The sequence below is a fragment of the Microbacterium sp. NPDC012755 genome (assembly GCF_042901325.1).
Lineage (GTDB): Bacteria > Actinomycetota > Actinomycetes > Actinomycetales > Microbacteriaceae > Microbacterium > Microbacterium natoriense.
This window is the reverse complement of sequence record NZ_JBIBCT010000001.1, coordinates 2,879,237-2,904,314: the sequence shown is the minus strand read 5'-3', so window position 1 is coordinate 2,904,314 and position 25,078 is coordinate 2,879,237. Positions and strand designations below refer to the sequence as shown.

Sequence of the window (25,078 nt, the reverse complement as noted above, 5' to 3'; positions counted from 1 at the left end):
ACTGCGCCTCGGCACCGTACCGACATAGTGTGGAGTCGCTGACTGCGACGGAGACGAGGACCGATGACGGAACTGCAGAACACCCTGGATGGCCACATCGCACGCGGCACGGCTCCGGGAATCGTCGTCGCCGACGGCGACCGCTCCGGGTCGATCGCGATCACCTCGTCGGGCGACCTCTCCCCCGACGCCATCGTGCGGATCCAGTCGATGACGAAGCCCGTCGTCGCCGTCGCCGCTCTTCGCCTCGTGCAGGACGGACGTCTCGACCTGGATGCCGCCGTGCACGACTGGCTCCCTGAGCTGCGCGACCGGCGCGTGCTCCGCACCCCGGGGTCGCCCCTGGATGACGTCGTCGCGGCGGAGGGTCCGATCACCGTCAGGCATCTGCTGACCAACACCTCCGGGTACGGGATGACGACCACTCCATGTCCTCTGCACGACGCGATGGTCGCGAACCGCACGGAGGCCGGGCAGGAGGCCGTCGAGCTCGGTGCGCAGGACTGGCTCGATGCTCTCGCGACCCTTCCGTTGATGTGCGAGCCGGGACACGGGTGGCGCTACCACCACTCGTTCGGCATCCTCGGCATCCTCCTGTCCCGCCTCGTGGGTCGACCGCTGGAGGAGCACCTCGCGGTCGATGTCTTCGAGCCGCTGGGGATGATCGACACGGGGTTCACCGTCCCGGCCGAGAAGGCCCATCGACTCCCTGCCGCCTACCGCCACGATGACGAGCAGGGCCTGATCGAGATCGAGCCGGCCGGCGCGGGCTTCTACGTGGCACCCGCCCCCTTCGATCTCAGTCACGCCGAACTCGTCTCGACGGCCGCCGACTACTCGGCGTTCGCGACGATGCTCGCGAACAGCGGGCGAGTCGGAGACGACACGTTCCTGAGCGACGACATGGCCGCGCTGCTGCGCAGCGATCAGGTGCCCGCGTCGGTCAAGACCCCGGACAGCTTCTTCCCGGGGTTCTGGGACGGCATGGGGTGGGGATTCGGCGTCATCGTGCACACCGAAGGCCCGCGCCGCGGACGCTACGGGTGGTCGGGCGGACTCGGCACCGACTTCTACGTCGACGCGAACGGTTCCTTCCGCGTCGTGTTGACGCAGGTCGAGATGGGCGCGCAGGTGATGGGTCTCTTCGCAGACCTCAGCTGACCTCGCCGCGCGACGACCCGCCGCCGTCGATCAGAGCCAGCTGCGTGCCGTCGAGATCGACGAGATAAGCGATGCGCAGCCCCGAGCTCTCCAGCCGGGGTGCGTGCAGGCGCGGAAACCCCGTCTGCGCGATGGGGATGCCCGCCCCCGTCGCCGCGGCCCACAGGTCTTCGAGGTCGGCGGCGCGGATGCTGCAGCGGAACGAACTCGACTGGGGGTCGAGATCGGGGTACGGGAAGAACTCGAGCTCGACCGAGCCCCGTTCGAGGATCAGCCAGCCGTCGTCTCGAAACGTCTCGCGGAAGCCCATCCGCCCGTAGAAGCGACTGGTCGCCGGGAAGTCCCGCGACGGCAGGTTCGGAACCGCGCGGTCCTGGCTCATGACTGGCCCTCGTTCTCGACGAGGAGCCTTTCGAGATCCGCGCGCAACGCTGTCGCCCGTTCCGGAACGCGAGGGAGAGCCACGTCGACGATCCGACGCGCCAGCCCCCGATCCCCCACCAGGAGCGCGACGCGCGCCCAGGTGCGCAGCTGCGCCGGATGGAGGTCCCCGTCCAAGGAGCGGCGAGCCTGCTCATGGAAGCCGGCGGGGAAGTCGCTCAGCGGTCCGAAGAAGGCGACCGACTGCCTCTCCCACTCGGACACCATGAAGGCGACGGACTCGGAGGCCTCGGCATCCGTCCGCCCGTACGCGAACTCGGCGTCGGAAGCGTTGCGGAAGCCGGAGATGATCGAGCCGCGCCACGCGCAGTCGTACTCGCGCATCGACGCGACCGGAACAGCATCCCCACCGGCGACACCCCCGAGCGCCGGCAGGTGGGCGCCGAGGTTGATCTGGAAGACCGCGCTGCGCGGGCGGTGCTGCACCTCCACGACGTGCACGACGGGACCGTCGAGCTCGCGTCGGAGCACGTCGCCCGTGCGGGCGAACCCGGCAGCGGTGAGCAGCGGGAAGAACTGCCTGCGCAGCTCGCTCGTGATGGTCTTGCGATCCATGAAGCACTCCCCGGTTCGTCTGCGGCTCAGCTTAGCGATCAGACCCCGCCCGAGAAACGACAAAACCCCCGGGTGACCGGGGGTTTTCATCGTGCTGGGGTACCTGGACTCGAACCAAGAACAACTGAACCAGAATCAGCCGTGTTGCCAATTACACCATACCCCAAGGGCGAAACCTGAGCCTCGCACCGAGATTCAAGCTTACCCGAGCGGTGGCCGAACGCCAAAACGGCCGCTCCGGCACACCGCCCGGGCGCGTCGTCAGCTCTGGAGCGAGGACGACAGCGCGCGAAGGCGACGCAGCGACTCGTCCTTGCCGAGCAGCTCCATCGACTCGAACAGCGGCGGAGACACGCGGCGGCCCGTGATCGCGACGCGCGGAGGACCGTAGGCGACGCGCGGCTTGAGCTCCAGGTTCTCGACGAGTGCGGTCGCGAGGGCGTCCTGGATCTTCTCGGGCGTGAACTCCTCGACCGGCTCGAGCGCGGCGACGCACGCGTCGAGCACCTCGGCGGCGTTCGCGGGGAGACCCTTGAGCGCATCAGCCTCGTAGGAGATCTCGTCGGTGAAGAGGAAGCCGAGCATGCCCGGCACCTCGCCCAGCAGCTGCACGCGCTCCTGGACGAGCGGCGCGGCGCGGAACGCCAGCACCAGCTGCTCGTGCGTCGGCTCGTCGAACAGACCGGCGGCGGCGAGGTACGGGATCGTCCGCTCGGCGAAGTCCTTCACATCCAGCATCCGGATGTGGTCGCCGTTGATCGACTCCGCCTTCTTCTGATCGAAGCGCGCCGGGTTCGGGTTCACGTTCACGATGTCGAAGGCCGCCGTGAACTCCTCCAGCGAGAAGACGTCGCGGTCGGGGCCGATGGACCAGCCGAGCAGCGCGAGGTAGTTCAGCAGACCCTCGTGGATGAAGCCGCGGTCACGGTGCAGGAACAGGTCGGCCTGCGGGTCGCGCTTGGAGAGCTTCTTGTTGCCGGTCTCCCCCAGCACGAGCGGCATATGCGCGAAGCGCGGCACGAAGGTCGTCACACCCGCGTCGATGAGAGCCGCGTACAGCGCCAGCTGGCGCGCGGTGGACGGCATGAGGTCCTCGCCGCGCAGCACGTGGGTGATGCCCATGAGCGCGTCGTCGACCGGGTTCACGAACGTGTAGAGCGGCACCCCGTTGGGGCGCACGACCACGAAGTCGGGGAAAGAGCCGGCCGGGAAGGTGACCTCGCCGCGGATCAGGTCGACGTAGGTGAGGTCTTCATCGGGGACGCGCAGACGCAGCGCGGGCTGGCGGCCCTCTGCACGGAACGCCTCCTTCTGCTCCTCGGTGAGGTCGCGGTCGAAGTTGTCGTAGCCGAGCTGCTTGGCGCGGCCGTTGGCCTCGTTGCGCGCATCGATCTCGGCGGCGTCGGAGTAGCTCTCGTAGAGGGCGCCGCTCGCGACGAGCTTGTCGATCACGCCGCGGTAGATGTCGTGGCGCTGCGACTGGCGGTACGGCTCGTGCGGGCCGCCGACCTCGACGCCCTCGTCCCAGTCGATCTTGAGCCAGGTGAGCGCGTCGACGAGCTGACGGAAACTCTCCTCGCTGTCGCGGGCCGCATCGGTGTCCTCGATGCGGAACACCATCTTGCCGCCGGTGTGGCGGGCGTACGCCCAGTTGTAGAGCGCGGTGCGCACCATGCCGACGTGCGGCAGGCCGGTCGGAGAGGGGCAGAAGCGGACGCGGACGTCGGCACCGCTGGCGGTCGTGGTGAGGGGGTGAGGATTAGCCATATCCCCTCGATTCTACCGGGAGCGGATGCCGTCTCCCGGTCTGCTCCGTGGGCTCAGCGGGCCGCGCTCACCGCGATCGCCGCGGTGTGCTCCAGTGGCAGCTGGTCATCGATGACGCGTTCGGCCACCACGGCGTCGAACGCGTGGCGGAAGCGCTCCCTGTCGGCGGCACCGAGAGAGGCATAGAGCGCACCGGCGCCCGCCACACCGCCCTCCACCGACGTCCACAGCGCGCCGGGATCGACCTTCCAGATCCAGGTGTGCTCTGCCACATCGAGTGCAGCGAGGCCCGCCTCGCGCAGCATCCGTTCGAAGCCCTCTGGCGTGCGCTCGAACTCCTCCTCCGGGGCCAGGCGCCCTCCGGCCAGAGGCACGACACCGGCCCGCTCCGTGACCTCGGCCCACAGCCAGGAGGGCGACCGCGTCCAGATCGAGGCGATGACGGCGCCTCGACTCACCCTGCGCAGCTCGGCCGCGGCGGAGCGCGGCGAGTCGACGTGGTTGAGCACGAAGTTCGCGACGGCGACGTCGAAGTCCTCGTCATCGAACGGAAGAGACGGCAATCGCCCCGCGAATGTCCGGATGTGCGGATGCCGGCGCAGCGACGCGTTCCGCATGGTCTCCTCCGGCTCGCAGGCCGTGACACTCCAGCCCTGCTCCGCCCACGCGCCCGCCAGGGTGCCGTCACCGGACCCCACATCGACCAGGTCGCGACCGACCGCCGGTCCGAGCATCGCGCTCATGACGGGCAGCGTGCCGGCGCAGAGCGCCGCATACGAGGCGGAGTAGGCCTCCCCGACGCCCGCCCAGTCCTTCATCGCGAACCGGAGCGGCCGAACGGCGACATCACGACGATCGCGAACACGATGACGGATGCCGCGATCCCGAGTCCCGCGTACTGGAAGTTCGACAGGATCACCCCGGCGAGGACCGCCCCCGCCGCGGCGGACAGGCTCATGAGCGAGTCGCTGCGGCCCTGTCGACGCGTGCGCAGCTCGGGGGCGCTCGCCTCCGTGAGCAGCGCCGCACCAGCGACGGTCGCCGCGCTCCATCCGAGGCCGAGGAGGATCAGAGCGACGATGACGCCCCACGCCTGATCGTTCGCGAAGACGGCGAACCCGAGGGCTCCGGCCAGCAGCGCCTGCCCCAGCAGGACGACGCGCAGCCGACCCCAGCGGTCGGCGAGGATGCCGAAGAGAGGCGACAGCGCGTACATGCCTCCCACATGGAGAGCGATCGTGACACCGACGAGCGCGGAGACGTCGGCGGGCGTGGTGTCCATGCCGTGCATCGCGTGCGCCATGTGCGAGAGATGTACGGGCGTCATCGCCATCACCGAGGCCATCACCACGTGAGAACCCGCGACCGCGAAGATCGCGTACCGCGCGACGACGGGGCTGTCCTTCCTGACGACCCCCGCGGCAGCCGCGGCGGCCGCAGTGGCGAGCTTCTGCGCAGCCAGCAGCGGATCGGGGCGCAGCGCCACCAGGTACAGGATCAGCGCGGCGCACTGGGCGACGAAGGAGAAGGCGTACGAGCCCGTCTGCGGCGGCATCCCGAGCGCGTGCCCCACCACCTCGCCCGGCCCCAGCAGCAGCGGCCCAGCCACTCCTCCGATCGTGGTGGACCACACGACGATCGACAGGTCACGGCCGCGATGCTGCGGCGCCGCGAGGTCGGTCGCGGCGAACCGCGACTGGAGGTTGCCCGCGTTGCCTGCCCCGATCGTCAGTGTGCCCAGCAGGAGCAGCGGGAAGATGCGCAGCGCGACGGCCAGCACGACGATCGCGATGCCGATCAGCGCGAACACGTTGCCGAGGGTCAGCGCGCGACGGCGCCCGAACCGTGCCGCCATGCGGGCGAGCGGGATCGAGCACAGCGCGGGCCCGAGCGTCACCGACGCGGTGGCGAGTCCGGAGAGGCCGTCGTTGCCGGAGAGGTCTGCGGCGAGCAGCGCTCCGAGGGAGACCGTGGCGCCGAACGCGATGCCACCCAGCACCTGCCCGAGCGACAGGACGAGGACCGTGCGGCGCTGGACCTCGACCTGTCGTTCGGGAGTGAGGGTGGTCACTGCGCGTCGCGGACGGAGTTGCGCAGGATGCCGAGGCCGGTGATCTCCACCTCGACCGTGTCGCCCGCCCCGAAGGCGCCGACTCCGGCCGGAGTCCCGGTGAGGATCACGTCGCCGGGGAGCAGCGTGAACACCGCGGAGGCGTACTCGATGATCGCGGGGACGGAGTGGATCATGTCGGTCAGCGGCGCATGCTGACGCACCTCGCCGTTCACACGGGTCTCGATGGTGGCGGATGCCGGGTCGAAGTCGGTCTCGATCACGGGGCCCAGAGGGCAGAACGTGTCGAACCCCTTGGCGCGCGACCACTGGCCGTCCTTGCGCTGGAGGTCGCGCGCGGTGACATCGTTGCCGATCGTGTAGCCGAGCACGTGGTTCAGCGCGTCCGCCGCCTTCACGTTCTTCGCGACCCTGCCGATCACGACGGCGAGCTCGCCCTCGTACTCCGTCTGCTGCGACAGCGCGGGCCGGATGATCGCATCACCCGGACCGATCACGGCCGTGTTCGGCTTCAGGAAAAGCAGCGGCTCCTCCGGCGCCACTCCCCCCATCTCGGCGGCGTGGTCGTGGTAGTTCTTGCCGACGCACACCACCTTCGAGCGCGGGATCACGGGAGCCAGCAGCACGGCATCCGCCAGCGGCACGCGGGCGCCTGTCGTCTCGTATCCCGTGAACAGGGGGTCACCGGCGAGCACGACCAGGTCGGACTCGTCGACGATCCCGTACATGATGGCGTCGTCGTGGCTGAATCGTGCGATCTTCACCCGTTCAGCCTAGCCAGCCGCGCTCCTCTTCGAGACCCCGACCGACGTCGAGACCCCCGCCGGCCCAGTGGGGCAGACGGGGGTCTCGGAGATGCGGCGCGCTCGGCGCGCGAGCGGCGTCAGGCGTCCAGACGGAGCAGCCAGCCGTGCCGGTCCTCGCGGCGGCCGTACTGGATGTCGGTGAGCTCCTCGCGCAGGGAGAGCGCCAGCTCGCCCAGGGGCTGCGGCTCGTCGAACCCCTCTCCGACCAGCGCGCCGATCGGCGTGACGACCGCGGCGGTGCCGCAGGCGAAGACCTCGACGATGTCGCCGGAGGCGACACCCTGGCGCCACTCGTCGATCGAGATCGGCCGCTTCTCCACGGTGTAGCCGCGGTCCTCCGCGAGCTGCAGCAGCGAGTCGCGTGTGATGCCCTCCAGGATGCTGTCGGACTCGGGCGTGACCACGCGGCCGTCCTTGAAGACGAACACGACGTTCATGCCGCCGAGCTCCTCGACGTAGCGGTTCTCGTTCAGGAACACGACCTGGTCGCAGCCCTTCGCGCTCGCCTCGCTCTGCGCGAGCAGGCTCGATGCGTAGTTGCCGCCGGTCTTCGCCTTGCCCGTGCCGCCCTTGCCCGCACGCGCGTAGTCCTCGGACAGCCAGATGCGCACCGGCTTCACGCCACCGGAGAAGTACGCCCCGGCGGGGCTCGCGATCACGTAGTAGGCGACCTTCTGCGCCGCGCGGACACCGAGGAAGGCCTCCTTGGCGAACATGAACGGGCGCAGGTACAGGCTCTGATCGGCGCCGGACGGAACCCAGCGGCCGTCGACGGCGATGATCTCGCGCAGCGACTGGATGAAGTACTCGGTCGGCAGCTCCGGCAGCGCCAGGCGACGGGCGCTCGCCTGCAGGCGCGCTGCGTTGCGATCGGGGCGGAACGTGTGGATCGACCCGTCGGCGTGACGGTAGGCCTTGATGCCCTCGAAGATCTCCTGCGCGTAATGCAGCACGGAGGCTGCGGGGTCGAGCGGGATCGGGCCGTAGGGCTGCACCCGGGGGCGGTGCCAGCCGCCGTTCACCGACCAGCAGATGTCGACCATGTGGTCTGTGAACACCACGCCGAAGCCGGGGTTCTCCAGGACCTCGGCGACCCTCGCCGGCGTCGCCGCGTTCAGGTTCTTCGTGACCGCGAACTCCAGCGGAGCCACGGTCGCCTCGGTGTCGATCGTCGTCATGTCGTCATCCGTTCCTCGTGGGTGGGCGCATCATCGCGCTGCTTCAGCCTACGCCTGTCGTTCAGAGGCGCGCGGCGATCGCGGAGCCGATCTCCGCCGTGCTGCGGGCGCCGGTGCGCGCCGCGATATCGGCCTCGACGGCCGCGCTGACCCTCGCCGACTCCTCCGCCAGGCCGAGGTGGTCGAGCAGGAGCGCGATCGACAGGATCGCCGCGGTCGGGTCGGCCTTCTGCTGGCCCGCGATGTCGGGCGCGGAGCCGTGCACCGGCTCGAACATCGAGGGGAAGGCGCCGTCGGGGTTGATGTTGCCCGACGCGGCGAGACCGATGCCGCCGGTGACCGCGCCGGCGAGGTCGGTGAGGATGTCGCCGAACAGGTTGTCGGTGACGATCACGTCGAACCGCGACGGGTCGGTGACCAGGAAGATCGTCGCGGCGTCGACGTGCAGATAGTCGACCGCCACATCCGGGTGCGAAGCGGCGACCTCGTTCACGATCCGCTGCCAGATGGCACCCGCGTGCACGAGGACGTTGGTCTTGTGGACGAGCGTGACCTTCTTGCGACGGCGCTCGGCGAGCTCGAAGGCGTAGCGGACGACGCGCTCGACGCCGAACGCCGTGTTTACGCTGGTCTCGTTGGCGACCTCGTGCGGAGTGCCCGTGCGGATCGCGCCCCCGTTGCCGACGTACGGCCCCTCGGTGCCCTCTCGCACGACGACGAAGTCGATGTCGCCGGGGTTCGCGAGCGGTCCGGGGGCGCCGGTGAAGAGCTTCGACGGACGCAGGTTGACGTAGTGGTCGAGAGTGAACCGCAGACGCAGCAGCAGCCCCCGCTCGATGTTCGCGTCCTTGAGGCGCGGGTCTCCGGGCTGGCCGCCGACCGCGCCGAGGAGGATCGCGTCGTGTGCGGCGATCGCCGACAGGTCGTCGTCGGTCAGGGTGTCACCGGTCTCCAGGAAGCGCGCGGCTCCCAGCGAGAACCGGGTCTTGTCGAACGTGACATCGCTCGCGGCGGTCACGGCGTCGAGGACCTTCTCCGCCTCGGCGATGACCTCGGGTCCGATGCCGTCACCCGGGATGACGGCCAGCTTCACGACACGCGACATGACACTCCTTGCATGAGGGAACCGGCACCCATCGGAACGGATGCCGGTCCCCCCAGCGTACTGGTCAGTGAGACGGGGTCGTGCGCAGTGTGACGGCGGCGATGGCACCCGCCGCGACGACGAGGCCCGCACCGATCAGCGACGTCACCATGACGCCCGACCCGAAGGCCGTCGCCGCGGCATCCCACAGCGCGCCCCCGAGCTGCTCCGGCAGTTTCGCGGCCGCGGTGTAGGCGCCGGCGAGGGTCTCGCGGGCGGCGACGGCCGCATCCTCCGGCAGTCCGGCCGGGAGCACGAGGGCTCCGCGGTAGAACGCGGTGATGATGCCGCCGAGGATCGCCGTGCCCAGCACGGCACCCAGCTCGTAGGCGGTCTCGGAGACCGCGCTCGCGGCTCCCGCCTTCTCCGCGGGGGCGCTCGACAGGATCAGTTCGTTCGAGATCGTCTCGGCCGCGCCGATGCCGATGCCGAGCACGATGAAGGCGACGACGAGCGGCAGGACGCCGTGATCGGAGGTCGTGAACGCCACCAGCAGGTACCCGGCCACCGAGAACAGCAGCGCGGCGGGGATCAGCACCCGCGGACGCACCCGTCTCGAGATCGGGACGACGAGGAGACCGGCGATGATCATCGCCGCCATGCCGGGGACCAGCGCGAAACCGGCCTCCATCGGAGAGAGACCGAGCACGAGCTGCACGTGCTGGGAGACGAAGTAGAGGAAGCCGACGAGGGCGACGACGCTCAGGAGGTTCACCATGATCGCCCCGGAGAAGGATCCGCGGCGGAACAGACCCATGTCGAGCATCGGGATCTCGGCGCGGTTCTGCCGACGCACGAACAGGTATCCCATGAGGAGGCCGAACGCCGCAAAGGCACCCGCCTTCCACGAGGGGCCGTCCACGGCCAGCGTCTTGATCGCGTAGACGACCGGGATCATCGCGGCCATCGACAGCACGATGCTGACGGGATCGATGCGACCGGGATTCGGGTCACGGCTCTCCGGCACCAGCAGCGGCGCGAGGATCAGCAGAGGGATCAGAACCGGGACCGCGACGAGGAACACGGAACCCCAGGCGAAGTGCTCGAGGAGGAAGCCTCCGACGATAGGTCCGAGTGCGGCGCCCGCCGAGAAACCGGCCGCCCAGACGGCGATGGCCATGCGGCGCTGCTCGCGATTGCGGAAGATGGAGCGCAGCAGCGACAGCGTCGACGGCATCAGCATCGCGCCGAAGAAGCCGAGCAGTGCGCGCGCACCGATCAACAGGCCCGCCGTCGGGACGAAGGCGGCCAGCGCCGAGACGGCCGCGAAGCCGGTCGCGCCGATGAGCAGGAGTTTGCGGCGGCCGAAGCGGTCGCCCATGGTCCCCATCGTGACGAGGAGTCCGGCGAGGACGAGCGGGTAGACGTCGATGATCCACAGCTGCTCGGCGCCCGACGGCGAGAGCGCCATCGAGATCTCGGGCAGCGCGAAGCTCAGCACGGTGTTGTCCACCGACACCAGCAGCACTGGCAGCATGAGCACGACGAGCGCGGCCCAGCCTCGCGCCCCTACACGGGGAGCATCGGTCTCGGCGTTGTCGACGACAGTGGGGATCGACGCTGTGCGCGTCATGAGGCACCTCTCAGGATCTTCTGCGGCTCAGTTACTGAACCGTCCAGATGGTATAGTAACAGATATGCCCCGACCTCCTCTCGCCCGAGAACGCGTCCTGGACGCGTTCGAGTCGATCCTCATCGCCGACGGAGAGCGGGCGGCGACCCTCGATGCGACCGCGAAGGCGGCAGGAGTGTCGAAGGGTGGACTGCTCTACCACTTCGGCTCGAAGGAAGAGCTCGCCGCAGGGCTCCTCGAGCGGCTCGACGCGCTCACGACGGCCGATCTGGAGCGTATGACGGCGGCGGAGGAGGGTCCGGTGGCCTACTACGTCCGTACCTCGGTCATGGAGGACGATGCGCTGGACCGCGCTCTCATCGCCGCCACCCGCCTGGCCCAGGGCGGATCCGCGGCGGCAGCGGACATGCTGCGCCACACCCGTCACCGCTGGGAGGACACGATCCGCCCTCACGTCCGCGACAGGGCGAGCCTCGACCTCGTCATGCTGCTCAGCGACGGGCTCTACTTCAACAACTCCCTCGACGTGCACGGCCCCGAGCGCCTGGTGCCGCGCAGCGAGGAGCTCGCCGAGCTGATCGCGCTCGTGCTGAGCGTCACGTCACGCTAGTCCCCCAGAGACGCGATGCGCCTCTCCAGGTGACGCCGCACCACCGGGTCAGCGATCCGCACACGCGAGAGGCGGGAGAGGCATCGCGCCTCCCCCGCCTCTCGTGGGCCCTGGTCAGACCTCGGTGAGCTCGATCTGACGGAACAGGTCGGCGTCGATCGCCGTGCGGACGTCGTCGAGGAGCTCCTCGGACACGGGCGAATCGAGGGTCAGCACGCTGAGCGCCTGGTCGCCCGCCGCGAGGCGGCCGATCTGCATACCGGCGATGTTGATGCCGGCCTCGCCGAACTTCTGTCCGTAGACCGCGACGATGCCGGGTCGGTCGGTGTAGAGCATCACGACGTGGTGCTTCTCGATCGGGAGCTCGAGCGCGTGGTCGTTGATCCCGACCAGCTTCTCCGTCTGCTTCGGGCCGGTCAGCGTGCCGGAGACCGAGAGCTGCGTGCCATCGGAGAGCGCGCCGCGCAGCGTGATGACGTTGCGGTACTCGTCACTGACGTCATCCTTCAGCAGGCGCACCGCGATGCCGCGCTGGTCGGCGAGCAGCGGAGCGTTCACGTACGACACGGTCTCGCTGACGATGTTGGTGAAGACGCCCTTGAGCGCGGCGAGCTTCAGCACGCTCACGTCGTAGTCGTTCAGCTCGCCGTGCACCTCGACGTCGAGGCTGGTGAGGGGCGAGGTCGCGAGCGCCGAGAAGATCTGGCCGAGCTTCTCGACCAGGGAGATGCCGGGGCGCACATAGGGATCGATCACGCCGCCGGCGACGTTCACGGCGTCGGGGACGAGGTCGCCGCCGAGGGCCAGGCGCACCGAGCGGGCGACCGAGACGCCCGCCTTCTCCTGCGCCTCGTCGGTGCTGGCTCCGAGGTGTGGGGTGACGACGACGTTCGGCAGCGCGGTGAGGGCGCGCGCGGAGCTGCCCTCCGCCGGGGGCTCCGAGGTGAAGACGTCGAGTCCGGCGCCGGCGATCTCGCCGGCGTTGAGCGCCTCGATGAGCGCCGCCTCGTCGATCAGGCCGCCGCGGGCGACGTTGACGACGTAGGCGGTCTTCTTCATGGCCTGGAACTGCTCGGTGCTGAGCATGCCCGTGGTCTCGGGCGTCTTGGGCATGTGGATCGTGATGAAGTCGGACTCGGCGATCAGCTCGTCGAGCGACAGGAGCTGCACGCCCAGCTGCTGGGCGCGCGCCGACGTGACATAGGGGTCGTAGGCGACCACGCGCATGTCGAAGGCCGCGAGACGCGCGGCGACGAGAGCCCCGATGCGCCCGAGGCCGATGATGCCGACCGTCTTCTCGAAGAGCTCTGCGCCGGTGTAGGAGCTGCGCTTCCACTGCCCCGCGGAGAGCGAGGCGTGCGCCGCGGGGATGCGACGGGCGAGGCTGAGGATGTGGCCGATCGTGAGCTCGGCGGCGGAGACGATGTTCGACGTCGGCGCGTTGACGACCATCACGCCAGCGGCCGTCGCCGCCTTGATGTCGACGTTGTCGAGGCCGACGCCCGCGCGGGCGACCACCTTGAGCTGCGGTGCGTGCGACAGCGCCTCCTCGTCGATGCGGGTCGCCGAGCGGATGAGAACGGCGTCCGCCTCCGCGAGCGAGGCGAAAAGTGCCTCGCGGTCGGTGCCGTCGACGCTGCGGACGTCGAAGTCGGGGCCCAGAGCCTCGATCGTGGCGGGAGAGAGTTCTTCGGCGATGAGCACAACAGGCTTCGGCACAGTGGATCCTTCGGGGCAGCGCGACATGCGGGAGAGGGCCGATGCGCCGCACACCATCGGGGGCGCGATCACGTCAACTGTACCGGAGCAGGATCGCTGCCCCGTGCCGTGTGACGGCAGGATCAGGCAGCCACCAGCTGAGACATGTTGAGGATGCTGTAGCCGAGCAGGCTCAGCCAGAACACCGCCACGACGCCCAGACCGGCGAGCAGCACGAGGCTGAGCTCACCCACGCGGCGCCGACGGCCGATCACGAGGGCGAACACGAAGACGAGGGCAGGGAACACGACCCCGAAGAGCAGCGTCGCCCACCCCGTCGCCGTCAGGCCGCTCTGCGCCATGGACACCAGGTGCGCCACGGCGTTCCACACCGCATAGGCGTAGAAGAGGCCGCTGAGACCGATGACCAGCCAGACGATCCACCGCGGAGAACCCGCCGAGATCGAGGGCGTCGTCGTGGATGCGGTCATGATCCGATCACCCCCACGGTGACGAAGGGCCAGGGCACGAGGAGCACCACGCCCAGGAGGAGAACGAGCACGCGGATCCACGCGGCCCTGCCGCGCGTCAGCACCCACGTCGCGAGGAACCACAGGGCGGGGGCCGCGACGGCCAGCACGAACCAGGGCACGTACATGCTGTCGGCGACGATCAGGTTCGCCAGCGGCTTGAGACGGAGCCCGCCGACGACCCAGCCCACGGTGTACAGCAGGTAGACCCCGCCGACCACTCCCAGGGTGAGGAGCATCCCGGTGCCCAGTGCGGCGGGCGCCTCGTCAGCCTCGGTCGGATCGTCGGATGCCGCGGCATCCGACTCCCCACCCTCCTCGACGACCCTGTCGCTGCCCTTGCCGACGGCGTTCCAGCCCGCGGGCAGGGCGGGTTCCTTCGGCGACGTGCCGTCGTCGCCCTCCCATGTCAGGGCGTCATCGGGATCGGTGCTCATGTCCTCCAGCGTAGGACACCGCGTCCACTAGGCTCAGGGGTGCAAATCGGCTGTGCACGCGGGTGCGCAGGGGGAAAGGGTGTTGATCGTGGCAGAGAGCAAGAGCGGCGAGTCCGTCGAACCGGCGGCGAACTGGAAGCCGACGGCCGAAGCCAAGTCCAAGGCGACCACCTTCCGCTGGATCGCCGCCGTGCTCTGGGCCGTCGCCATCGCGAGCGAGGCCGTCGCGATCTTCTGGCTGCTGCGCCAGCGCGACTACGTCGGCGAAGACGGCGTGCTCGTCCGCGATCCCGACACGGGGCTCCTCTCCGACCCTGGCGTGACCGCGCAGTTCCCGCAGTGGGCCTTCATCACCCTCCTCGTGATGCTCGTCGTCATCGCCGCGCTGTCGATCACCGGTTCCCTCCTCTGGAAGAAGGCGAACCGCCTCGACCCCGCGCGCAAGTCGGAGACCCTCCGCTTCTTCGTGCAGAACCAGCTCGGCGCGATCATCGCGATCGTCGCCTTCCTCCCGCTGATCATCCTCATCTTCCTGAACAAGGACATGAACAAGGGCCAGAAGGCCACCGCCGGCATCGTGGGCATCGCGCTCGCTGTCCTGGCGACCGTGATCGGCGTCGACTTCAACCCGCCGTCCGTCGAGCAGTACACGGCCGATCAGTCGGCCGTCATCCAGCTGCTCGGCAAGGACGAGGTCGTGTGGGTCGACGGCGGCTCGGTGTACCACGTGTGCGACCAGGTCTCCGACATCCAGACCGGCAGCGAGAAGCGCACCGGCACCACCGCTCAGGCGATCGAGGCAGGCAAGATCCGCCTCACCCTGAAGTTCGCCTCCGAGCTGAAGACCTGCGGCCTCGCCGTGCCCGACAACGCCGACGCGATCACCGAGGCGCTGCGGTCCATCCAGGCCGGCCAGGTCGACACGCCGCTGCCGGCCCCGGTCTGGGCAGACCCGACCGACGCCCCCATCGAGATCGAGGACGCCGCGCCCGCGAACTGAGCGCTCACCGGGCGCCGAGCGCCTCCACGAGCCGCTGCTCCGCGGCGGAGAGATGGGCGTGGAGCAGCTCGGCGGCCCGCTCGCCGTCTCCCCCGGCGAGGGCGTCGAGAATTCCCGCGTGCTGCTCGGCGATCGCCGAGGCGTCCAGCAGCTGCCTCCCCTGCACCTGCGCCATGCACAGCCGCACCTCGTCGATCACGCTGCGGTACATGCGCGCGGTGCGTTCGCTCTCCAGCGCGTCGATCAACGCCGTGTGGAATCGCAGATCGGGATCGACGGTCGCGGCGTCCGGCCCCGGCGGCATCGCCGCGATCTCCTCGTTCGCGGCGACCGCAGACGCGGGGACCGTCCGGGAGAGAGCGAGCTCCCGAAGGGCGGCGCTCTCCACCCTCGCCCTGGTGCGGTAGACGTCGCGCACGGTCTCCGGGTCGATGCCGACGACCCGGGCGCTGCGATGAGCGGTCCTGGCGAGGAGGCCGGAGGCCACGAGCTGCTCGATCGCCGCCTTCGCGCTCGGACGCGCGACCCCGTAGGCCATCGACACCGCGGCCTCGGTGAGCGGCGCCCCCGAGCGGATGTCTCCGCTGAGGATGCGGGAGCGCAGTCGCGCCGTCACGGCATCCACTACGCCGATCACTCCGAGGTCGGCATCCGTCGTCGTCATGCGGCCATGTTATCGAGACCTGCGCCCATCGGTACACTTGTCAGACAATCCGTCCCGCACTGTCGAGGAGCACCGTGCCCACCACGCTCGCCGAACCCCTGAATCCGGAACTGCTCGGCCCGTCGACGGCGGTGCACCTCCGCTCGATCGACCGCTTCGCCCGCGCGCACGACGCCTCCCACTACCTGCTGGTGCCGGATGCGGTCCTGTCCCCCGTCGATGCCGCCGGGGTCGCTCGCGCCTTCGATGCCGTACGAGCGGCCGGGCGGACGCTCACGTTCCGCTCCGGCGGCACGAGCCTGTCGGGCCAGGGCGTGAGCGGCGACATCCTCGTCGACACGCGCAGCGGCTTCCGCACCATCGCGATCGAGGACGAGGGGCGCTCGGTCCGGGTCGAACCAGGGGCGACCGTGCGTCAGGTCAACACCCGACTGGCACGGTACGGCCGCAAGCTCGGCCCCGACCCCGCGAGCGAGATCGCCTGCACCATCGGCGGAGTCGTCGCGAACAACTCCAGCGGCATGGCCTGCGGCATCGTCGAGAACTCGTACCGGACGATCGAGTCCCTGCTGCTGGTCCTGCCCAGCGGCACGGTCCTCGACACCGCCGCCCCCGATGCCGATGACCGGCTGCGCGCGGCCGAGCCCGAGATCGCCGACGGTCTTCTCGCCCTGCGTCGACGACTCCTCGACTCGCCGGCGAACGTCGAGATCGTGCGTCGGCAGTTCTCCATGAAGAACACGATGGGCTACGGGCTCAACGCGCTGCTCGACTTCGACGACCCCGTGCGAATCCTCGAGCACCTGGTCATCGGCTCGGAGGGCACGCTCGCCTTCGTCGCCGAAGCGCGGTTCCGGACGATCGAGATCAAGCCGGCGATCGCGACGGGACTCCTCGTCTTCGACACGCTCTCCGACGCGATGGCCGCCCTGCCCGGGCTCACCGCGCTCGGCCTCGCCACGATCGAGCTGCTGGATGCCGCGTCCCTCCGCGTCGCACAGGGGCTCAGCGATGTGCCGCCCGCGATCGCGTCGATCGAGGTGCGCGACCACGCCGCCCTCCTCGTCGAGGTGCACGCGCAGGACGCGGAGGCGCTGGCCGTGGACACGACAACAGCCCTCGGACACTTCGCCGCGCTCCCGCTCGCGATCGACGCGACCCTCACCACCGACGCGGCCGAGCGCGCCGCCCTGTGGCACGTGCGCAAGGGCCTCTACACCGCGATCGCCGGGGCGCGACCTTCGGGCACGACCGCCCTGCTCGAAGACATCGTCGTCCCCGTGGAGCGTCTCCTCGTCACCTGCGAGCGGCTCATCGAGCTCTTCTCCGCGCACGGATACGAGGACTCCGTCATCTTCGGACACGCCAAGGACGGCAACGTGCACTTCCTGCTCAACGAGCGCTTCGACGATCCGGAGAGCCTCGCCCGCTACCGCCGCTTCACCGACGATCTCGTCGAGCTGGTGCTGGAGCAGCAGGGCTCCCTGAAGGCGGAGCACGGCACCGGTCGCATCATGGCGCCCTTCGTGCGCCGCCAGTACGGCGACGAGCTCACCGACATCATGTGGGACGTCAAGCGGCTGCTCGACCCCTCCGGCATCCTCAATCCCGGTGTCGTGCTCTCCGACGACCCCGATTCCTACCTGCACGATCTGAAGCGCGTGCCGACGGTGGAGAAGGAGGTCGACCGCTGCGTGGAGTGCGGGTACTGCGAGCCGTCATGCCCGAGCAAGAGCATCACGCTCACCCCGCGGCAGCGCATCGTCCTCCGCCGCGACATGGCCTGGGCGGAGGAGCGCGGCGATGACGCGCTCCTGGCCGAGTTGCGCGCCGACTACGACTACGAGGGCGTGCAGACGTGCGCGGTCGACGGCATGTGCGGCGTCGCCTGCCCCGTCGACATCAACACGGGCGATCTCGTGCGGCGCCTGCGCGCCGAGCAGGCCTCGACGATCGAGGACGGCCTGTGGGACGTCGCCGCGAAGAGCTGGGGCACGGTCACGAAGGTCGGCGGCGTCGCCCTCACGGTGGCCGATGCCCTGCCCGCGCCTCTCGTGACGGCCGCGACACGAGTCGGCCGCGCGGTGCTCGGCGCCGACACCGTGCCGCTGTACGACGCCGGGCTCCCCCGAGGCGGCTCGACGCCTCCGCGTCCGGACTCGCCCGCCGACGCCAGGGCGGTCTTCTTCGGGGCGTGCATCGGCACGATGTTCGGCGCGGAGGGGCACAGGGAAGGATCGAGGGATGCCGTATCGGCGCTGCTCGACCGTGCGGGCATCCCCGTCGTGATCCCCGACGACGCCGGAGGCCTGTGCTGCGGAACGCCGTGGAAGTCGAAGGGACATCTCGCCGGATACGACCGCATGACCGAGCGCGTGCTCGCATCGCTGTGGGCCGCGAGCCGGCAGGGCGCCCTTCCCGTCGTGTGCGACGCCGCCTCCTGCACGGAGGGCCTGCACGTCATGCTCGCGAAGGGCGTGGACGCGCACCCCGAGTACGCCGGACTCGTCATCGAGGACGCGACGACCTTCGTCGCCCGCGAGGTGCTGCCCCGCCTGGACGTGCGGAGGAGGCTCGACCGGATCGCGGTGCATCCGACCTGCTCCACCACCGCGCTCGGTGCGACGGGGGCGCTGACCGCGCTCGCATCCGCCGTCGCCGAGGACGTCTACGTTCCCGACGGCTGGGGATGCTGCGCGTTCGCCGGGGACCGAGGCATGCTCCATCCCGAGCTCACCGCCAGCGCCACGGCGGTCGAGGCCGCAGAGCTGCGCGACGCCGAGAGGGAGCGCGGATTCGACGCCTTCGTGTCGGCGAACCGCACGTGCGAGATCGGGATGACCCGTGCCACCGGCCGCGGGTATCGACACGTGGTCGAGGTGCTCGAGGAGCTCACGCGCCCCTGAGACGCGGCGATCGGCGCCGGCCCCGCCCGTCGCGGGCAGTTCGGCCGGCGCCGACCTCGAGATCAGCGTTCCGCGTGGAGGGCGGCCGCAGCGCGCGCGACGATCCCGCCGTCCGTGATGTCGAAGCCGGTGTCTCCACCGCCGGGTCCGCTGGGCGCGAGGTCTCCGGACGACGTCTTGGCGGAGAGGTGGACCGCGTGCACACCGCACGCGCGCAGGGCGACGATGTCCTCCACGCGCACTCCTCCGCCCGCCATGATCTGCAGGCGTCCGGCGGCCTCGTCGACGAGACCGGCGAGGACTCCGGCGCCGTCGATGCTGCGTGCGGCTCCCCCGCTGGTGAGGATGCGATCCACGCCGCAGTCGACGAGCTCTCCGATCACGGATCTCGGGTCGCTCAGGGTGTCGATCGCCCGATGGAACACGAACTCGGCAGTGCCCGCTGCGCTCTTCCAGAGATCGAGCGCGCGACGGTCCACGCCGCCGTCGCGGGTCAGCGCGCCGACGACCACGGCACCGGCACCCCGGCGCACGACCTCGGCGACATCCGCCGCGACGAGCGCCACGTCCTCGTCGTCGTAGACGAACCCTCCGGTGCGCGGACGGACGAGCACCGCGAGCCGCTCGGGGCGACCGACTGCGGCGAGGACGGCATCCACGGTCGCGGGCGACGGCGTCAGCCCGCCCGTCGCACTCAGCGCCTGGCACAGCTCGACGCGATCGGCGCCCGCCGCCCGCGCGACCCGTGCGCCCGCGGCATCCTGCACGGCGATCTCGAGGGCGGGAACGGACATCATGGCGCCACGGTGACCGTGGCCACCGGGGTCTCGCGCAGGGCGTCGGGGATGCGCACGCTCGTGGAGCCGTCCGCCGCACGGATCACCTCCGCGTGAGACCCGTCGGCCCACCGCGCCTCGCCCGCGGACAGTTCGGACGGGATCGGCAGCTCGCCGGCGCTCGGATCGAGCGCGTGCGCGTGGACGCCCGCATCCGATCGCGTGTACCGGACGGGCGCGCCCGCGGCCTCGCCGAAGCGCACCCACGGACGTGTGCCGTAGATCGCCGAGCCGTTGACCCGGAGCCAGGCGCCGAGCTCCTGCATGGTCTGGCGCTGCAGCTCGGGGATCCGTCCTGCCGCGTCGGGTCCGACGTTGATGAGGAGGTTGCCGTTCTTCGACACCACGTCGACGAGCATCCGGATGAGGTCGGGACCCGACAGCGTGTGGCGCGTGTCCTCCGCACTGTTGTAGCCGAAGGAGTACCCGAGCCCCCTGGTCGACTCCCACGGCCGCGGGATGATCTCGTCGATGCGGGTGTACTCGCGGGTGAGGAAGCCGTGGTACGGGACTCCCCACCGGTCGTTGACGACGCCGTCGGGGACCGCGGCGAAGTACCGCGACAGCGTCTCGGCGACGCCGTAGTTCTCACGGCCCTTGCCGCCGTCCGGCCACTCGATGTCGTTCCACAGGAGGTCGGGCGAGAAGCGCTCGACGAGCTCGTCCAGCTGCGCGGCGGCGTAGCGGGCGAAGTGCTCGTCGTTGCGACGGTACCGGAAGAGATCGGTGTCGGACTCGATGGCCGGGAAGTCGCTCACGTGCCAGTCCAGCGCCCCCGAGTAGTACACGCCGAACTTCGCCCCCGCCCTGCGGGTCGCGTCGTGGAACTCCGCGATCAGGTCGCGGCGGGGCCCGCGTGCGACCGCGTTGAATCCCGTCGTCCCTGTCCCCCAGAGGCAGAACCCCTCGTGGTGCTTGGTGGTCGGGACGACGTACTTCGCCCCCGCGTCGACGAGCTCGCCGACGAACGCATCCGCGTCGAAGGCGGAGGCGTCCCACACATCGGCGAGGTCCTCGTAGGACGTGCCCGGTCCGTAGAGGCGCTGATGCCGCTCCCAGGTCGGGCTGCCCGCGATGCGCACGGTGTTGCCGTACCACTCCGCGTACTGGTGCCAGGCGTAGGCGTCCTCGGTGGGGATGTTCACTCCCTCGCCGTGCTGCACGGCCCACGCGGGCACCGAGTACAGCCCCCAGTGCACGAAGAAGCCGAGCTTCGCGTCGCGATACCAGTCGGGAACGCCGTTGGTCGGGTAGACGGGGGCCTCGGCACCGAAGTCGGGTCCGGTGCGCTTCTCGAAGTTCATCATCAGCGGATCTCCTCGCCGCGTCGCACGACGACGGCGGTCAGGTCGGGGGCTCCCGACGTGTCGAAGGGGTAGACCCCCGGCGCGAGTCGGTGGTGGCCGAGGCGCAGCAGGTCCTGGTCGACGCCACCGGGGGTCAGCGCGAGAGTCCAGTCGGCGGCGAGGTCGTACAGCTCTGGCTCCAGGTAGCCGATCTTCACGACGACAATGTCCGCCGTGGTCGGCTCCAGACCGAGCATCCGGAAGTCGTCGAGGTGATGGAACGGCTTGCGGCGCTCCGTGATGATCGCGTGGAGTCCGCCGACCGCGATCACGACCTGCGTCCCCGCATCGTGGTCGTCCTCGGTGATCGAGAAGACGGAGCCGGTGATCTCGACGGGACCGTGGGGGCCGTCATCCACCCGCGCACCCGCCGAGAGGGTGACGGTGGCGCCGACCCCCGCCGCGACGGCCTGCGCGACCGCGTCCCTGTCGAAGATCGAGGCCACGAGTGTCGTGCGAGAGCCGTCGGTCAGCTCTGCACGGCTGAGCAGTTGCGCGAGCGTCCAGGTCACGTCGCCCGCTCCCCCGGCCGTCGGGTTGTCTCCGGAGTCGGAGATCAGATAGGGATGCCGGGCCTCCGGCGCGAGCGCCTTCGCGAGGGCCTCGTCGAGCGAACCGGTTTCCGCGACGAAGACGAAGTCCTCGCGTGCGTCCCAGAACAACCGTGCGACGCGCTCGGCCTCGCGCGCAATCAGGTCCCGGTCGTCGCCCGTGACCACCACGTAGGCCTGGCAGCGCGGCTCATCAGCCCAGGCGTAGCCGATCCACACCGAGGCGTCCACGACGCCGTCGAGGGCCTCGATGCCGGGCAGCTCCGCATAGATGCCGCGGGCGGGCTCGAGGCGCGTGCTCGTCTTCTCGCCGGGGAGCAGGACCGGCACGGGGACCCAGGCGCTGAACGGGCGACGACGCAGCGGGTCGGCGCCGTGCTCGCCGCGGAGTCGCGCCAGCAGATTCCAGACCGCGCGCTCTTTCGTGTTCAGCCAGTCCTCGTGGGGGGCCATGCGGTAGCAGGTGAGGAGGTCGACCGCATCGCGGAGCGTCTCGGACACGTTCCCGTGGAGATCCATCGAGGTGGACACGAGCGTGTCGGGTCCGAGGGCCTCGCGCACGGCCAGGGCCAGGTCGCCCTCGGCGTCGTCCATACCCACGACGCTCATCGCGCCGTGGATGTCGAAGAAGAAGCCGTCGAACGGTCCCTGCTCGCGGATGCCCGCGACGATCGCCTCCTTCATCCGCCGATACGTCGCCGGATCGACCGCGCCTCCTGGCAGTGAGCGTCCGTGGGTGAGGGGGATCCACTCCGCTACCTCCGCGAGCTCGCGCCCTGCATCGAGGAACGGGTAGTACGCGCGCAGATCCTCGCCCGTGCGGATCGTGAACGCCTCGTCGCCGGAGATGTGCGGGGAGAAGGTGCTCGATTCGATCGAGATCCCGCCGATGCCGATGCGCGGCGTCGCGAGACCTCCGTCGGCGACGGGCGGGAGGGCGCCCATCCAGATGTCGCTGGCTTCGGGGCGTTCGGTCACGTGCTGCTCCTTGGTCTGTGTCGTCGTCTTCAGTGTGCGTCGGCGGGGACGAGGGCGCGACGCACGGCCTCGATCGCACCGAGGGCCACGGCATCCCCGCCCAGTGTCGCGGGGACGATGCGCAGCGGCAGCCCGGACACGGGGGCGTCGGTCCGCAGGGTCTCCTCGATCGTCGGCGCCAGGAGGTCCCAGGCTTCTGCGACTCCCCCGCCGACGATCGCGCACGGGAGGTCGAGAAGGGTCGCCGCGCTCGCGCAGGCGAGGGCGAGGGCGCGGCCCGCCGCCCGGAACACCGCGACGGCGTCGGGATCGCCGCCACGCGCACGGTCGGCGACCTGGCGAGCGTCCAACGGCGTCGCGCCGATCCGCTCGGCGTAGCGCCGCCCGATCGACGTTCCAGACGCGAGGGTCTCGAGATGTCCGATCTGGCCGCACGTGCACACCAGATCGCTGTACCCGGGCGTGTGTCCGATCTCCCCCGCGGCGCCGTGCGGTCCGTGGCGCAGTGCGCCGTCGATGATGACCGCTCCGCCCACGCCGGTGCCGAGCATCACGCCGAGCACATCGCGCTCGCCCGGGGCCGTGCGCGCCGCCTCGCCGAGGAGGAACGCGTTGACGTCGTTCTCGACACGCACCGGCACGGAGAGTCGTGCGGAGAGCTCGTCTCCGAGCGGGAACCCTGCCCAGTCGACGAAGGTCGCGGAGGCGGCGCGCACGACACCGGTCTCGTGATCGATGACTCCCGCCGCGCCCACCCCCACCGCGGTCAGCGGAGAGCCGGAACGGGCGGCGATATCGAGGGCGAGAGAGGCGGCGGCATCCGCCATCGCCGCCCCGCCGACACTCGCCGGCGCAGGCACGCTGCCCCGCGCCAGCACGGAGCCGTCCGCGGCCACGGCGATCCCGGCGATCTTCGTGCCGCCGATGTCGACGCCGATCACGCCATCGACCGACGCGATGGGCAGGGCTGTCCCCTCCACCTGCGCGCCCACGGTCAACGGCCGCCGAGCCCGGCCATGGCGATGCCCTTGACCAGGTGCTTCTGCAGCACGATCACGAGCACGGTCGTCGGGACCATCGAGATGATCGCCGCGGCCATCTGAAGGTCCCACCGTGTGCCGGTGAGTCCAGAGAAGCTCGCGAGCCCGACCGGCAGCGTGCCGTGGGCGTTGTAGTCCACGGTCACGATCAGCGGCCACAGGTAGCTGTTCCAGAACGACAGGAACGTGAACACCGAGAGCACGGCCACGGCGGACTTCGCCAGCGGAAGGATGATCTGCACGAAGGTGCGGACGGGACCCGCACCGTCGACGCGCGCGGCCTCCTCCAGCTCGTAGGGGATGCCGCGGAAGAACTGCCGCATGAGGAAGGTGCCGAACGCGGTGAAGGCGAACGGGAAGATCAGCGCCTGATAGGTGTCGACCCAGTTGAACCACTGCATGACCTGGAACATCGGGATGACGAGAACCTCGGCCGGCACCATGAGGGTGGCGAGGAAGAGCACGAACACGGCATCCCTCCCCTTCCAGCGCAGGCGCCCGAACGCGTACCCGGCCGTCGTCGAGACGAACAGCACCACCAGGGTGCCGGCGATCGCCACGAAGAACGAGTTCCCGATGTAGGTGAGGAACGGTCCGTAGGCGAACACGTCGAGGAAGTTCGTCCACCGCACCTCGGACGCGATCAGCGACGGAGGCATCGTGAACATCTCGGAGTTGGGCTTGAGCGCCGAGAAGAACGCGTACACGATGGGCGACACGAAGATCGCGGCGGCCAGATACACGAGCACGTGCGCGATGACCAGGCGCACGCGCTCCGGCCCGCTCAGCGGTGCCTTGGTGCGTCCGGTGCGCTCGGTCTCGACGTGGTCGTCGTCGAGGACGACGGATGCCGTCGACAGGTCAGTGCTCATAGTGCACCCACTTCTTCTGCGCGCCGAACTGGAGCGCAGTGATCACGATGATGAGGGCGAAGAGGATCCAGGCGCCGGCTGCGGCGAGTCCCAGCTCCTGGAACTTGAAGCCCTGGTTGTAGATGAACTGCACGAGCGGCTGGGTCGCGTTGCCCGGGCCGCCGCCGGTGAGCAGCTGCGGCTGCACGAAGACCTGGAGTGCGGTGATCATGGTCATGATGGTCGCGAAGAAGATCGCCGGGGAGATCATCGGGATGACCACGCTGAGCTGCATGCGCAGTCCGCTCGCTCCGTCGATTCGGGCCGCCTCCATGACGGACTCGGGGAGCTGCTCGAGCGCAGCCGAGAAGATCAGCATGTTGTAGCCGACTCCCTGCCACACGCTCATCACGACGACCATGATCATGGCCCACTGCGGGTCGGCGAGGAAGTTCGGCAGCGTCGTGCCGAACCAGGTCTCGGAGACGCCGTTGAAGAGACCCTGCGGCTGCAGGAGCATCTTCCACACCAGCACGTTCGCGACCATCGGGGTCACGACCGGGATGAAGAAGAGCACCCGGAGGGCCCCGCGTCCGCGGATGCGCGGACCGAGCGCCATCGCGAGGACGAGCGAGAGTGCCACGTTCAGCGGGACGTAGAGGATCGTGAACACCGCGGTGTTCCGCAGCGCCGGCCAGAAGTCCGGGCTGGAGGTGAACAGTCGGATGTAGTTGTCGATACCGATGAAGGTCTTCTCGCCGAACGTCGGCCAGTCGAAGAAGCTCATCACGATGGAGAGCACGACGGGCACGACGGTGAACACGGCGAGGCCCGCCAGGGCCGGGGTTGCGAACCCCAGCGCCTGACGGCCCTCAGCCTTGGCGAGAGACCCCCGACGTCGCGCGTTGGTGGTCATCACTCGTCTTCCTGGATTG

Annotated in this window: 23 protein-coding genes and 1 tRNA gene; 4 read left to right on the top strand and 20 right to left on the bottom strand. The window is 69.9% G+C overall.

Annotation, left to right across the window (positions count from 1 at the left end):
• The first annotated feature begins 63 nt into the window (after window positions 1-63).
• Window positions 64-1,161 (top strand): serine hydrolase domain-containing protein, encoded by a 1,098-nt coding sequence (locus ACFY5A_RS13495; RefSeq protein WP_387234732.1) that lies wholly within the window; start codon window positions 64-66, stop codon window positions 1,159-1,161.
• Here the strand turns inward: ACFY5A_RS13495 and ACFY5A_RS13490 are convergent.
• From ACFY5A_RS13490 to ACFY5A_RS13445, 10 genes are all read right to left on the bottom strand, one after another.
• On the bottom strand, window positions 1,154-1,543 hold the full coding sequence (locus tag ACFY5A_RS13490; RefSeq protein WP_341942293.1) for a bleomycin resistance protein: 390 nt from the start codon (window positions 1,541-1,543) through the stop codon (window positions 1,154-1,156). The genes ACFY5A_RS13495 and ACFY5A_RS13490 overlap by 8 nt on opposite strands.
• Complete coding sequence (locus ACFY5A_RS13485; RefSeq protein ID WP_341942294.1) at window positions 1,540-2,157, bottom strand: DUF4304 domain-containing protein; 618 nt, start codon at window positions 2,155-2,157, stop codon at window positions 1,540-1,542. Before ACFY5A_RS13485 ends, ACFY5A_RS13490 begins: the two co-directional genes overlap by 4 nt.
• A gap of 94 nt (window positions 2,158-2,251) precedes the next feature.
• Window positions 2,252-2,323 (bottom strand) — tRNA-Gln (locus tag ACFY5A_RS13480).
• A 95-nt stretch (window positions 2,324-2,418) separates the two neighbouring features.
• Window positions 2,419-3,924 (bottom strand): glutamate--tRNA ligase, encoded by a 1,506-nt coding sequence (gltX, locus tag ACFY5A_RS13475; protein WP_341942295.1) that lies wholly within the window; start codon window positions 3,922-3,924, stop codon window positions 2,419-2,421.
• A gap of 53 nt (window positions 3,925-3,977) precedes the next feature.
• Window positions 3,978-4,742 (bottom strand): class I SAM-dependent methyltransferase, encoded by a 765-nt coding sequence (locus ACFY5A_RS13470; protein ID WP_341942296.1) that lies wholly within the window; start codon window positions 4,740-4,742, stop codon window positions 3,978-3,980.
• Window positions 4,739-5,995 carry an MFS transporter gene (locus ACFY5A_RS13465; RefSeq protein ID WP_341942297.1) on the bottom strand — a complete coding sequence of 419 codons (1,257 nt, stop codon included), beginning with the start codon at window positions 5,993-5,995 and terminating at the stop codon, window positions 4,739-4,741. The genes ACFY5A_RS13470 and ACFY5A_RS13465 overlap by 4 nt, the downstream gene beginning before the upstream one ends.
• Window positions 5,992-6,759: a fumarylacetoacetate hydrolase family protein gene (locus tag ACFY5A_RS13460; RefSeq protein WP_341942298.1), complete on the bottom strand. Its 768-nt coding sequence runs from the start codon at window positions 6,757-6,759 to the stop codon at window positions 5,992-5,994. The genes ACFY5A_RS13465 and ACFY5A_RS13460 overlap by 4 nt, the downstream gene beginning before the upstream one ends.
• A 119-nt stretch (window positions 6,760-6,878) precedes the next feature.
• On the bottom strand, window positions 6,879-7,979 hold the full coding sequence (locus ACFY5A_RS13455) for a branched-chain amino acid aminotransferase (protein ID WP_387234725.1): 1,101 nt from the start codon (window positions 7,977-7,979) through the stop codon (window positions 6,879-6,881).
• Between the two features lie 61 nt (window positions 7,980-8,040).
• Window positions 8,041-9,084 carry a 3-isopropylmalate dehydrogenase gene (locus ACFY5A_RS13450; protein ID WP_341942299.1) on the bottom strand — a complete coding sequence of 348 codons (1,044 nt, stop codon included), beginning with the start codon at window positions 9,082-9,084 and terminating at the stop codon, window positions 8,041-8,043.
• A 64-nt stretch (window positions 9,085-9,148) separates the two neighbouring features.
• The gene (locus ACFY5A_RS13445; RefSeq protein WP_387234721.1) at window positions 9,149-10,696 is read right to left on the bottom strand and encodes an MFS transporter; all 1,548 of its coding nucleotides are present in this window, start codon (window positions 10,694-10,696) and stop codon (window positions 9,149-9,151) included.
• A gap of 64 nt (window positions 10,697-10,760) precedes the next feature.
• Here ACFY5A_RS13445 and ACFY5A_RS13440 point away from each other — a divergent pair, with 64 nt between their 5' ends.
• On the top strand, window positions 10,761-11,306 hold the full coding sequence (locus ACFY5A_RS13440; protein ID WP_341942300.1) for a helix-turn-helix domain-containing protein: 546 nt from the start codon (window positions 10,761-10,763) through the stop codon (window positions 11,304-11,306).
• Window positions 11,307-11,420: 114 nt separating this feature from the next.
• Here the strand turns inward: ACFY5A_RS13440 and serA are convergent, their stop codons facing one another.
• The 3 genes from serA to ACFY5A_RS13425 form a co-directional block, all read right to left on the bottom strand.
• The gene (gene serA, locus ACFY5A_RS13435; RefSeq protein WP_341942301.1) at window positions 11,421-13,025 is read right to left on the bottom strand and encodes a phosphoglycerate dehydrogenase; all 1,605 of its coding nucleotides are present in this window, start codon (window positions 13,023-13,025) and stop codon (window positions 11,421-11,423) included.
• A gap of 122 nt (window positions 13,026-13,147) precedes the next feature.
• A complete protein-coding gene (locus ACFY5A_RS13430) occupies window positions 13,148-13,495 on the bottom strand; it encodes a hypothetical protein (protein WP_223586527.1) in 348 nt (115 codons plus the stop codon).
• Entirely contained in the window at window positions 13,492-13,971 is a 480-nt protein-coding gene (locus tag ACFY5A_RS13425; protein WP_105673287.1) for a hypothetical protein, read from the bottom strand. Before ACFY5A_RS13425 ends, ACFY5A_RS13430 begins: the two co-directional genes overlap by 4 nt.
• Window positions 13,972-14,059: 88 nt before the next feature.
• Here ACFY5A_RS13425 and ACFY5A_RS13420 point away from each other — a divergent pair, with 88 nt between their 5' ends.
• Complete coding sequence (locus ACFY5A_RS13420; protein WP_341942302.1) at window positions 14,060-14,971, top strand: hypothetical protein; 912 nt, start codon at window positions 14,060-14,062, stop codon at window positions 14,969-14,971.
• 4 nt (window positions 14,972-14,975) lie between these two features.
• Here ACFY5A_RS13420 and ACFY5A_RS13415 read toward each other — a convergent pair whose 3' ends face one another.
• Window positions 14,976-15,635 carry a GntR family transcriptional regulator gene (locus ACFY5A_RS13415; RefSeq protein ID WP_341942303.1) on the bottom strand — a complete coding sequence of 220 codons (660 nt, stop codon included), beginning with the start codon at window positions 15,633-15,635 and terminating at the stop codon, window positions 14,976-14,978.
• Between the two features lie 74 nt (window positions 15,636-15,709).
• On the opposite strand from ACFY5A_RS13415, the gene ACFY5A_RS13410 reads away from it, so the two are divergent.
• Window positions 15,710-18,541 (top strand): FAD-binding and (Fe-S)-binding domain-containing protein, encoded by a 2,832-nt coding sequence (locus tag ACFY5A_RS13410; protein WP_387234715.1) that lies wholly within the window; start codon window positions 15,710-15,712, stop codon window positions 18,539-18,541.
• Window positions 18,542-18,603: 62 nt separating this feature from the next.
• On the opposite strand, the gene ACFY5A_RS13405 is transcribed toward ACFY5A_RS13410, so the two are convergent.
• The 6 genes from ACFY5A_RS13405 to ACFY5A_RS13380 all read right to left on the bottom strand — a co-directional run bounded on the left by ACFY5A_RS13405 (window position 18,604) and on the right by ACFY5A_RS13380 (window position 25,059).
• Window positions 18,604-19,338: a copper homeostasis protein CutC gene (locus ACFY5A_RS13405; RefSeq protein ID WP_341942306.1), complete on the bottom strand. Its 735-nt coding sequence runs from the start codon at window positions 19,336-19,338 to the stop codon at window positions 18,604-18,606.
• Window positions 19,335-20,684 carry an alpha-L-fucosidase gene (locus ACFY5A_RS13400; protein WP_387234712.1) on the bottom strand — a complete coding sequence of 450 codons (1,350 nt, stop codon included), beginning with the start codon at window positions 20,682-20,684 and terminating at the stop codon, window positions 19,335-19,337. Before ACFY5A_RS13400 ends, ACFY5A_RS13405 begins: the two co-directional genes overlap by 4 nt.
• A complete protein-coding gene (locus tag ACFY5A_RS13395) occupies window positions 20,684-22,219 on the bottom strand; it encodes a M81 family metallopeptidase (protein WP_341942579.1) in 1,536 nt (511 codons plus the stop codon). The genes ACFY5A_RS13400 and ACFY5A_RS13395 overlap by 1 nt, the downstream gene beginning before the upstream one ends.
• 62 nt (window positions 22,220-22,281) lie before the next feature.
• Window positions 22,282-23,232: an ROK family protein gene (locus ACFY5A_RS13390; protein WP_387234709.1), complete on the bottom strand. Its 951-nt coding sequence runs from the start codon at window positions 23,230-23,232 to the stop codon at window positions 22,282-22,284.
• Window positions 23,233-23,246: 14 nt separating this feature from the next.
• Window positions 23,247-24,164 (bottom strand): carbohydrate ABC transporter permease, encoded by a 918-nt coding sequence (locus ACFY5A_RS13385; protein ID WP_105673281.1) that lies wholly within the window; start codon window positions 24,162-24,164, stop codon window positions 23,247-23,249.
• Complete coding sequence (locus tag ACFY5A_RS13380) at window positions 24,154-25,059, bottom strand: carbohydrate ABC transporter permease (RefSeq protein ID WP_387234706.1); 906 nt, start codon at window positions 25,057-25,059, stop codon at window positions 24,154-24,156. Before ACFY5A_RS13380 ends, ACFY5A_RS13385 begins: the two co-directional genes overlap by 11 nt.
• Window positions 25,060-25,078 lie beyond the last annotated feature (19 nt).